This is a genomic window from Jiangella rhizosphaerae, from assembly GCF_003579925.1.
Taxonomy (GTDB): Bacteria; Actinomycetota; Actinomycetes; order Jiangellales; family Jiangellaceae; genus Jiangella; species Jiangella rhizosphaerae.
Genome location: NZ_QUAL01000385.1, coordinates 1 through 9595 on the forward strand (window position 1 = coordinate 1; position 9595 = coordinate 9595).

At 68.9% G+C, this 9595-nt stretch carries 16 protein-coding genes; 5 read left to right on the forward strand and 11 right to left on the reverse strand.

What is annotated here, in order from left to right:
- The 4 genes from DY240_RS32515 to DY240_RS31495 form a co-directional block, all read left to right on the forward strand.
- On the forward strand, nt 1-277 hold a 277-nt coding region (locus tag DY240_RS32515), incomplete at its 5' end, for a hypothetical protein (protein ID WP_158603008.1).
- Nucleotides 278-591: 314 nt separating this feature from the next.
- Nucleotides 592-954: a hypothetical protein gene (locus DY240_RS26170; RefSeq protein WP_119662615.1), complete on the forward strand. Its 363-nt coding sequence runs from the start codon at nt 592-594 to the stop codon at nt 952-954.
- 391 nt (nt 955-1345) lie between these two features.
- Entirely contained in the window at nt 1346-1519 is a 174-nt protein-coding gene (locus DY240_RS32520; protein WP_158603009.1) for a hypothetical protein, read from the forward strand.
- Nucleotides 1520-1583: 64 nt separating this feature from the next.
- Nucleotides 1584-1826 carry a hypothetical protein gene (locus DY240_RS31495; protein WP_147375534.1) on the forward strand — a complete coding sequence of 81 codons (243 nt, stop codon included), beginning with the start codon at nt 1584-1586 and terminating at the stop codon, nt 1824-1826.
- An 80-nt stretch (nt 1827-1906) separates the two neighbouring features.
- Here the strand turns inward: DY240_RS31495 and DY240_RS26180 are convergent, their stop codons facing one another.
- The 4 genes from DY240_RS26180 to DY240_RS26195 form a co-directional block, all read right to left on the reverse strand.
- The gene (locus tag DY240_RS26180) at nt 1907-2815 is read right to left on the reverse strand and encodes a nucleotidyl transferase AbiEii/AbiGii toxin family protein (RefSeq protein WP_199702476.1); all 909 of its coding nucleotides are present in this window, start codon (nt 2813-2815) and stop codon (nt 1907-1909) included.
- The gene (locus tag DY240_RS26185; RefSeq protein ID WP_119662617.1) at nt 2812-3393 is read right to left on the reverse strand and encodes a type IV toxin-antitoxin system AbiEi family antitoxin domain-containing protein; all 582 of its coding nucleotides are present in this window, start codon (nt 3391-3393) and stop codon (nt 2812-2814) included. Before DY240_RS26185 ends, DY240_RS26180 begins: the two co-directional genes overlap by 4 nt.
- Nucleotides 3394-3611: 218 nt before the next feature.
- Entirely contained in the window at nt 3612-3857 is a 246-nt protein-coding gene (locus DY240_RS26190) for a type II toxin-antitoxin system RelE family toxin (RefSeq protein ID WP_119662618.1), read from the reverse strand.
- Nucleotides 3850-4122, reverse strand: coding sequence for a hypothetical protein (locus tag DY240_RS26195; protein WP_119662619.1), 273 nt, complete (start codon nt 4120-4122; stop codon nt 3850-3852). The genes DY240_RS26190 and DY240_RS26195 overlap by 8 nt, the downstream gene beginning before the upstream one ends.
- 352 nt (nt 4123-4474) lie before the next feature.
- Between DY240_RS26195 and DY240_RS31500 the strand changes: the two genes are divergently transcribed.
- On the forward strand, nt 4475-4669 hold the full coding sequence (locus DY240_RS31500; RefSeq protein ID WP_147375535.1) for a hypothetical protein: 195 nt from the start codon (nt 4475-4477) through the stop codon (nt 4667-4669).
- A gap of 36 nt (nt 4670-4705) precedes the next feature.
- Here DY240_RS31500 and DY240_RS32525 read toward each other — a convergent pair whose 3' ends face one another.
- The 7 genes from DY240_RS32525 to DY240_RS32530 all read right to left on the reverse strand — a co-directional run.
- Nucleotides 4706-4882: a hypothetical protein gene (locus tag DY240_RS32525; protein WP_158603010.1), complete on the reverse strand. Its 177-nt coding sequence runs from the start codon at nt 4880-4882 to the stop codon at nt 4706-4708.
- 20 nt (nt 4883-4902) lie between these two features.
- Nucleotides 4903-5124, reverse strand: coding sequence for a hypothetical protein (locus DY240_RS26200; RefSeq protein WP_147375536.1), 222 nt, complete (start codon nt 5122-5124; stop codon nt 4903-4905).
- An 11-nt stretch (nt 5125-5135) separates the two neighbouring features.
- Nucleotides 5136-6119, reverse strand: a complete 984-nt coding sequence (locus DY240_RS26205) for a hypothetical protein (RefSeq protein WP_119662621.1) — start codon at nt 6117-6119, stop codon at nt 5136-5138.
- A 50-nt stretch (nt 6120-6169) separates the two neighbouring features.
- Nucleotides 6170-6460 (reverse strand): ribbon-helix-helix domain-containing protein, encoded by a 291-nt coding sequence (locus tag DY240_RS26210; RefSeq protein ID WP_119662622.1) that lies wholly within the window; start codon nt 6458-6460, stop codon nt 6170-6172.
- Nucleotides 6461-6519: 59 nt separating this feature from the next.
- Nucleotides 6520-8001 carry an RNA-guided endonuclease InsQ/TnpB family protein gene (locus DY240_RS26215; RefSeq protein WP_199702479.1) on the reverse strand — a complete coding sequence of 494 codons (1482 nt, stop codon included), beginning with the start codon at nt 7999-8001 and terminating at the stop codon, nt 6520-6522.
- A gap of 82 nt (nt 8002-8083) precedes the next feature.
- Nucleotides 8084-8686, reverse strand: coding sequence for an ATP/GTP-binding protein (locus tag DY240_RS26220; protein ID WP_119662623.1), 603 nt, complete (start codon nt 8684-8686; stop codon nt 8084-8086).
- 374 nt (nt 8687-9060) lie between these two features.
- On the reverse strand, nt 9061-9595 hold a 535-nt coding region (locus DY240_RS32530; RefSeq protein WP_158603011.1), incomplete at its 5' end, for a hypothetical protein.

The following is a 9595-nucleotide window of genomic DNA, read 5'->3' on the forward strand; positions in this document are numbered from 1 at the left end:
GCTGCCCGAGCGCGTCCGCGAGGTCGTCCACGACGACGCCGCACGGCTCGGCCTGTACTCTCTCGTCGAGATCATGGGGAAGCTGGCCGACCCCGTCGCCGGCCGTCGCGTCATCCGCATCGACGACGACCGCGACGTGCCCCGCGTCGGCGTCGTCGAGGACATCGACGACCCGGCCGGCGAGTGGATGCTCGTCGCCTGGATGAACGCTGACGGCACTATCACCAGCCCGGCCGTGCGCGTCCCCGCCGACGAACTGGTGCCGGCCCGCCGCTGACGACCCACACCCGCCGGTGGCCGCACCTCAGGACGGCCACCGGCGGCCGCCTCGGCATTCTGCCCGGCCTCACAGGGCAACGGCCCACCTCGAGCCCCGATCTGAGGCCTTGCATAGGCGCCCGCCGTCTCGGAAGACCGAAGGCATCAGGGCAACATCGATTCAGCAACGACCCACCATCATCTCCCAATTGAGGCGACATCCCCTCCCCAGCCTCACGCCGACAGGAGACGCCATGCACCAGCTCAGCCAGGCCAGCGTCGTGGCGTCCGTCCTGGCTACCGAGGGCAACCTGTGACCAGCGAGGAGACCCGATGACCACCGATGCACATGATCGCGCGGCCGAGATTCTGTCGAACTGGCTCGCCGACGAGTTCGACATGCCGGCCGAGCCGGGCCAGTGCGTGAGTGCTGTCGACCAGCTCGCCGGCGCCCGCCTGCTCCACGTCGAGGCCGACGCAGACCGGGCCGATGCCGACCGGCTCATGGTCGCCGTGCTCGATGTGGCGCTGTCCCTGAACCCGCATCGCATCGAGCAGGCCCGCGCCGGCACCGTCAACACGCACGCCGGCCAGGTGCCGTGGCGTCTGCTCGCCGCCCTGTTCGATGAGGTCGAGCGCCAGCGGCCCGGCGTCATCGAAACCGCGTTCCGGATCGCCCGCGAGGCGAACCGATGAGCCGCCCGGCCGTCGGCCCGCTGCGGCACCGCGAACATCGCGATCTACGAGAGCGACGGCCCGGTATGGTGCGAGGTCCTCAGGTCCGAGCCGTTCCCGCCGAAGGGCCCGGACGGCACCCGCGACTGGTCGGCCGTCAAGGGCAAGACGCCGACGTTCTACGTCAGGGTCTACCGTCAGGGCGCCGGCGAAGTCGCGAAGCTCACCTACCGGCCGAAGACCCGGCCCCGGCCCGGTGCGCTACCGGCCCGCACTGTCACGCAGCTGGTGCGCCGCGCGCTCGCTGGCGAGAGCAGGTCTAATCGATGACGCGAGACGACGAGCCGGAGCTCGACGGTCCGTCGCTGCCGCTCCACAGTGACACCCTGTTCTGACCGACGTGGAGGACACGATGACGGAAATCGCCTACCCGCTGCGGTGCCAGCACTGTCTGGCCAACATCCGCGAGCTGAACGGCTTCTACGAGGACGTCGAGGGCTGGACCCGGTGCGCGAAGGGCGTCAACCACAAGCCGCTACCGACCGTCAACGCTGCCCGCGACGCGCCGTCCGAACAGCAGGATTAGACCCAGGCACGAAACTCTCCCGTCGACGCGTTTCGTGCCGGGCACGCTGGGTAGAAGATGCCCCATGAGCGGCTCCGCAGCGCCACCCGTCGAGACATCACAGCATCGCGCCACAGCGGGGGCCGGCCACTGGGCGCCCCACCAAGATGACGATCTTGACCGTGTAGACGACCTCGTCGTATGCGGCCTCGCCGATGCGTTCGTGGCCTACGCCCGCGAGCATGGCCAGTCGGGCCTACCGTTTCGGGACGGCCTGATGGTCTGGCTTGATGACCTGTGTCTCAAGCTGGGCGACACGACGCCCTGAGCGTCAACGCGTGACGCAAGCATCAGTTGACGTTTAAACGTCAACAGTGTTCGAGTGCCTCCATGTGAGCCCTCAACGGGTCACCCCCGCCACTCACGCTCGGCAGGCCGCCACACCACCACGTCCGCCACGCCCCCGTCCAGCACGGGGTCAGCGAACGCCACCACCGCGGCGACCACGTCAGCGAACGACTCGGGCAACACGTCGGTCAGCGCCACGCGGGCACGCCACGCCAGCCACCCGCGTTGGCCCACCTCGCCATACCCGGCAAGCACGCCGTCAAGGCCCTCCAGCTCCACCCGGCGATACTCAGCGACCGCAACGATCGCCTCACGCACCACCCCAGCCGTGAACGCCACCCGCCCGGTGAGCAGGTACAGATCGCCGAAGTCACGCCAGCGCGTGCTCGCCAGCCCACGCTGCAGCGCGGTGACGACCTTCTCCGCGACCACCATCTCGACCGGATACCCGCGCAGCACGATCGGCGGATCGCCCTCGAGAAGCCGCGGCAGCTCGACCTCGGCCGGCGCCGGCCAGATCGGATCCCCGACGTTCACGTCGACGTGGAACGGCTCCCGCGCCGTAGCCAACTGCGCTACGAGCCGCACCCGCACACCGGCGTACTCATCCTCGTCACGAATCGCCGCCGCCGTGACCGCGTTCAGATCGAACACCAGCCCGTCGTCGACCGGCGCCGCCAGCGCCGCGACCTCCACCACCAGGCGCCGCACATCCTCGACGTCATTCGCCGTCCGCAGCGCCGCGACGTCGACGTCGGTCGTCGGCCGCCGCAGGTCATGCGCAGCCAGCAGCACCCCGCCCTTGAGCACGAACCGCTCCCGATGGGCCGATATCGACAGCCGCAGTAGGAAGCCCTCCAGCGCATACAGCCGCAGGTACTCCGCCGTCGGCCGGCCGGCCATCCGCGCCTCACGCCGCAGCGCCAGATACGCCCGCCCCGCCGCGGTCTCCTTCGTCGGCCGGCTCACCCGAGCACCTGCAGCGCACGCAGCAATGCGGGCTGAGCCCCCGAGAGCTGATTCGCGACCCGCAGCAGCTCCGCCGGCCGGCCACCGCCACGCAACCACCGGCGAAGCGCCTCGAACGCGACATCCTCCCCGATCGCATGCCGCAGCCGGAACGCGTCGACGATGCTGCGCGCCGCGTCGTACAACCCGATCTCATGGTCCGCGTCGACCCGCAAACTGCCGCGCCCGACATCGAAGGTGTCCGCCGCGAACTGGTGCCACCGCACCGGCGCCCCCGTGACCGGCTGCCACGTCCCGCGCGGCAACGCGACGTCGATCTCGTGCGGGTTGGTGTCGGTCAGGCCATGCTCGGCCAGCGCGGAGGTGAGACACAGCGTTGCCCGGGGCGCCTTGACGACGATCTCGATGAGGTCGAAGTCGGCGAGCTCGGCGTCGGCCCGGCGATAGACCCCGCGCGCGATACGCTCGATGTCACCGCGCTCCAGCAGTGATCGCAGCTGGCGGCGGGTTAGGCCGAGATCGCGAGCCTCGGCCGACGTGAAAGTCGCCGGCAAGGCCGCGCTGGCGCTAGCGGCCATGAATGCCTCCAAAGCGACGGTGACCTGCGGACCAAATCCTACTCACCCTAGGCATAGGTGAGTAGGATTTGGCCCGCAGACTGCTGGGCAGCTCCGCCGGTATGCCGGTCACGATGCAGCTGGGGCAACGCCATGACGCCTTCGGAGGGTCGAGCGGGCTCGCCGCTGGGCCGGGCCCCTTAGCGGGGTGAGCCGGCCGACGGGCGAGCGTATCTGCCCTAGGTGTCTCGTGGTTCCATGGCCAGCACGCGGATCGTGAACCCTAGAACCTCGTACGCCACGCTGACCCGGCCGATGTGCAGGAAGTACGTTCCATCCCCGGCCTCGTCGCTAAACGGCGGGTGCGCCTCGCGGCTCAGCAGCGTCACGTTGTTCAGCACGTTGTGCGCGTCGTCGTGGTCGAGCTTCTGCAAGTCCTTGACCGCGATGGTTGTCCAGATCAGCGTGTAGGCGACCTCAGGCATCCTCGCCGGCCTTGTCGAACTTGGCCAGCACGTCGCTGTGGCGCGTCGATTCGCTCATCGGCTCGGCGCGAGCCTCGCGGATCCGTGCCATGAACGCTTCGTCGGCCAGTGCTTGACGCGTGCGCTCGCGGACCTGGTGGTCGTGCTCGATCAGCAGCGAGTCCAGCGTCTCGTCCATCGTCTTGCCGTAGCGGCGCGCCACGTCCGACAGGCGTTCACGCGTGCTCTTGCGAACCTTGATCGTGGTCGTCTCCGATGCTGTCATACCTTGAGGATACCCGGATATGACGGTTCATGGCTTGGTGGGCGCGATCAGCCCAGGTATGCCCATGCACAACCCTGATGGCGGTTCGTCGGCCAGATGTTTGTCCACGCGCGAGAGTTCGCAGCTGCGGCAGTCTAAGGGTGGGTGTCAGCACGCGGCATCACCCCGGGTGACGCCGCGGCACTACCTGCCTCCGCACTCGGCGCCGAGACCGCGCCAGCCCTGAAGGCGTGGGTAGAGGACTGCTGGACGGCCCTGCTCGACGAACTCGTCGACGCCTTCGCACAGCCACTCGCGGCGCTCTAGGCTGCAGGATCCGGCCGCGAGACCGACCGAGACGCGAAGGAGTGCCTTGAGCAACGAACACCGGATCCAACTGGACAGCGGCGCAGTGGAAATCGACGCCGTCGAGGTCGTCGACCACGACGGTGAGATCACCGAGGAGCGCGCCGCCGAGCTGGTCGACGCAGTCCACAGATCGACCGCCTACCGCAAGGCCCTAGCCGCGTCTCAGGCGCTTCGGGCCCGGCCGCCGCTGCCCGGGTGACGGGCCGGCCAGGGTCCGTCGCGGACGGCCAGCCAGCTAGGGCTCCTGTTGGCGCTCCGGCCACTCCCCCGCCGCGGCACCGTCGACGTCGCCGCCGGACTCCCACGCCGCCAGCTCGGCCAGGTAGTCGCGCCACTGCCCCGGGTCGGTCTGGAGCCGCGCGTACGCCTCATCGATCTCTGCCCGCGACGTTGGCGCATCAGCTGGTATCACGACCTCATCCCTCCGAAGCTTCAAAGGTCCCGGTTCTGCCAGTCCAGCGCCCGCCGAATCAGCCGTTCCTCTTCCGGCGTGAACTCCACCGGCTCCGCCCGCGCCAGCCGCGCCCGGAAGTGCGCGTCGACGAGCGCTCGCTCCACATACTCGTCGAGCGACAGGCTCTCGTCTCGGGCGTCCTGCTCGACCGCCGCAAGCACCCACGGCGCGAGCTCGATCGTGACCCGCGACTTCCCCATGCCCACCAGTATCAGCGCCCCGACAGCGCCTTGACCACCGTGGCCACGGCGTCATCGTGCGCCCGCGCGACCACCCGCCCCACCCTCTCCGGGCCGTCAGGCTCCCGCAGCACCATCTCCAGCACGAGGTCCGACTCGTCCACCCCGATGTCGAGACCACCCGGCCCATACCCCGGCGTCAGCATGTACAGCTCCCGGAACAGGTCACAGGCGGCCGCCTCGGCCGCATCAGAAGCCGACGCCGGCAGCCCCAACAACCCGAACCGGCCCAGGCCCAGCTCGTCCACGCGCTCCCGCAGCACCGACGACCGCGCAGTCATGAGGCGAGGCTGCCGCCGTAACCACTCCGCCTCCCCGCTGCGGCCCAGGACGTCGAGGAGCGCCGGGAACGTGCACCGCGCTAGAAGATCGCACGCCAGCCAACGCGCCGCCGCTGGCGCCGGCAGGCGTCCACCCCTCTGCGCCAGGGCGGCTAGAGCGGCCCCGATCGGGTCCGGCCCGCCGGGCACGTAGGTGTAGCGGCGCACATGCTCCACGACCCGCAGACCGTTGCTCGGACTCCGCTCCGCCCGCATCGCAGCCTGAATCGACATGTCCCGCGGATACCGCAACCCCGAGACGGGCCCTGCGCCGTCGGCATGGCGGAACACCGTCAACGGCGCCGCATCCACGATGGCTCGATACCGGCCCTGGTCCGGTCGCACATGCTCAACTGCACGATGCAGCTCTCGATGCGGGGCGCAGAACGCGAGACCGCAGCACCGATCGCCAGTCCAGGCATCGCACTCCGCACACGCCAGAGTCACCACCCGCGCCCGGCCGCCCCACGGGTTGTCCTCCCCGACCCACCGCGCCCATGCCGCCTCACGAGCGCCCTTTTGGCGGATCAGGAACACATCCGTCGACGGGGAGAACTCCTCGGCGAGGACCTGCGCACCCGTCACCGTCACGATGCCGTCGGGAACGAACGGCCGCCTGTTGTTCGCGCTCGCCACCCAGTGATCATCTCTAGCTCACGCATCGATGGCGAGGCGGCGCACGGGGATTAGGACGCCTGCAGGTACCGCTCGAGCGCGTCACGGATCAGTTCAGACGGCTTCCGATGCTCCCGCGAGGCCTGCGCGACGAGTCGATCCCGCAACTCCTCCGGTACCCGCGCGCGGACCTCTGGCGAATGCCCGCGCGCACCGGGCGTGAGCGCGGGTCGGCCGCGGCCGCGCTTGAGCGCATGCTCGGCCATCTCCTCGGCGATCGCCTCGGTGATGCGATTGCCGCGGCTGTCGAGTACGACCTCCTCGTCGAGGTCGATGTCGCCGCCGTCGATGTACTTTGCCATCACGCCTCCCCCTCCGGCTGGCCCTTGCGCGCATGGGCTGGACACTTGATGACCAGCGCCTATGCGGCAGTAGGGACCACCGGCGGATCGCTCCGCCGGGGTGACCCACGACGATGGCGCGGGTCTTCTCGCGTCAACGCTGGCTGCCCGCTGGCCCGAGAGCTGCTGGGTCTTACGCCTGCTCGGCGAGCGTTTGACGTCTCCTCCGTGCCGGGGGCGACGGCCAGCTGGGCTGGCAGCTGCTGTCCAAGGCGAGCGAGGTTGATCGCGGCGTTGATGTCACGGTCGACCTCGTGCCCGCACTCGGCGCAGCAGAAGGTGCGCTCGGCCAGTGCCAGCTTGGGTTTCACTGAAAGGCAGGCTGAGCAGGTCTTGCTTGAGGGGTACCACCGGTCGGCGACCACAAGTGTGGAGCCGTACCAGGCGGTCTTGTATTCGAGCTGTCGACGCAGCTCGCCGGGCGCGACGTCGACGAGCGCCCGGTTCAGACCAGACTTGGCGCGCACGTTGCGGCCGGGCGCGTGGATGGTGCCTCGGGCCGACCGTGTCATGCCGGCGACATTGAGGTCCTCGACGACGATCGTCGCCCACCCGGTCGCGAGCCGCTTCGTCAGTGCGTGGGCCGCTCCCGCACGCTGTAGTGCTTCCCGGTGGTGAAGTCGGCCCAGCCGCTGTCGGAGCTTCTCACGCCGCCTGGAGCCCTTCTCAGTCCGTGCATAGGCCCGAGCCACGCGCGAGATTCGGCGTGCATGTGCCGCCTTGACGCGAGGATTGGCGATGAGCTCGCCCGTCGACAGCGCGGCGAGGTGGCGCGTGCCGAGATCCACACCGACCACTCCTGCGGCGGTCTGGCGAGGTGTGGGCCGGTCGGGCACCGCGGTCTGCTGGCGCACGAGCACAGATGCATACCAGCGGTGGCCAGTGCGGGAGATCGTGACCGACTGGATGACCGCACGACCAGCGGCTACCGCTCGGGAGAGTCGTTTGGCTGAGTCGTGCAGCCGGACTTCACCGATCCGTGGCAACTGCAGCCGACGGTACGTCGCCGCGCGGATCGTCGGCTGCTTGATGTTGTGGTGCAGCCGGAACGAGTCCCTCGCGCGGCCGCGCTTCTTGAATCGCGGGTAGCCGACGCGCCGACCCGCCCGCTGTCCGCGATGGGAGTCGACCCAGGCCTTCCATGCCTGGTCGGCGTCGACGAACGCCGACTGGAAGGCGTAGGTGGAGACTTCCCACCACCACGGGCACGCACCTTCGATGCCCAGTCGGGAGTCGCCCTTCGCCGCGTTGAGCGCCTTCTGGATGGCCGGTTTGGTCGGGACCGGAACCCGTACCTGCGCGCGTGCAGCGGCTTCGTCGACGCCGGCCGCGACGAGTTCGTCGACTTGGCGCCGCCACTCCTCATGAGCGGTCCGCTTGGCAGCGATGGCGTGGTTGTACGCCCATCGGGCCGCACCGGCGTGCCGGGTGAGCGCCTGGAGCTGCGCGGGGGTCGGGTCGAGGGTGAGCCGGTAAGCACGTAGCTGCTCTATAAGCGCCATGCGCCCGGCTCACTCCCTTCACCTCGTTGTCGTCGCCCTGTCTCAGCACGGTAGTGGCCGGAACCGACAGAGTCCGGCGTCCCTACTGTTCGATCAGCTGCCGCTCTCCGATCCGCACCTGGACGCTCGAGCTCAGAGGGTCGACCTCGAGTGTGCCGCTTGCACCCGTCGACGCCTCCCACTCTGCCGACCAGTTGGTCGTCGCGGTCACGGTGTACGCCTGACCGGCCTGATCGCGGCTCGTCCGCTCGTACCTGTGGCCGCACGACGGCGACTCCCGCACGCCAAGGGACTGCCTATAGGCGTCCCCTGGGGAGTCACAGGTGACGGAGGTGCCGTCGCCCATGTTCCAAACGATGTCCTCGACCTGGGCCGTCACCGTCACAGTGACTCCGCCTTCGCTGCCGGAGTCGGTGATCGGTCCCCAGGTCGTCGGCCCCGGGTTCTCCACCCACATCCATGCCGGTGCACCGACGAGCCCGACGGAGTCGGCTACCTGCTCAAGCGGCTTGGGTGCCATGCCGATCTGCACCGGCTCCAGGCCCATGCCATCGAGGACGGCTTGGGCAACTGCCTCCGGATCCACGACCGGCGGACCAACGGGCGGCCCAGCGAGCCACATATAGCCGCGATCACCCCAGACAATGCCGCCGCCCCACCCGGCGAGTTTGCGCCACTCGTACATCCAGCCCTCGTCGGGCGGCCCAGTCCAGAGCCCAAGGTGAACTAGGGCGCCATCGGGCGGGCGGTGCTGCTCATTCGCTGCGGGACCGAGGGGCTGGAGGTATCGATCGTGCGCTGGGCTGTATGTGAATCCGCCCATCTCGCATGGTGCCGGGTTAACAAACGGATCCAGTTGCGAGCAGCCGGTCAGATGGCCGTCATCGTCGTCACCTGGATCTTCCGGGGGCTCGTCAGGCGGTTCCTCAGCGACGCAGCCGTACCCGCCGTAGTAGTACCCGGGCGGGCAGTCCTCTCCAGGATCACCGTCTTGCGCAACAGCGCTGCCAGCAACAGCGGCAAGGACGACGCTCAGACCGACGAGGGCGATAGCACGTTTCAGCATGGCTCATCCAGGGCGAGATTGAACTCTTGGAGGTACCACCCGGCCGTCTCGATCCCGGCGTCGGGTGCAGCCTCCGGCTCATAGATCCAGGTCATCTGCCAGGTCTGATACTGCGTCGGCTCGAACGGAGGTTCGACCGGTTCGCCGGAGTAGTTGGCGAAGGTGACCGCCGTCATGTCGCGACAGGCGACTGATGAGGCGGTCCCCCCTTCCAGGTCGATAGAGGTGATGTCGTGTGCCACCACGGTGGTGGTACCGACAGCTTCAAGTTCCTGCTGTCGCCACGAGGTCACCCAGTTCTGGATCTCGAAGTCCGCATCGCCCGTGATTGGCCATGCTGCTGTGGGCGGGTTGGCGGTGATGTCGTCGATCGAGTAGTCACCTGCCGAGGAGAAATAGGCGTCGAGATCAGCGATCAGCAGTTCGAATGCCTCGGTGATCGCCGCAGCAGCCTCGTCCTCCGGCGTCTCGCTAGGCGGTGCGGTGAGGGTCGGCTGCGGCGTCTCGCTGGTGGTCTCGGTGGGGTCG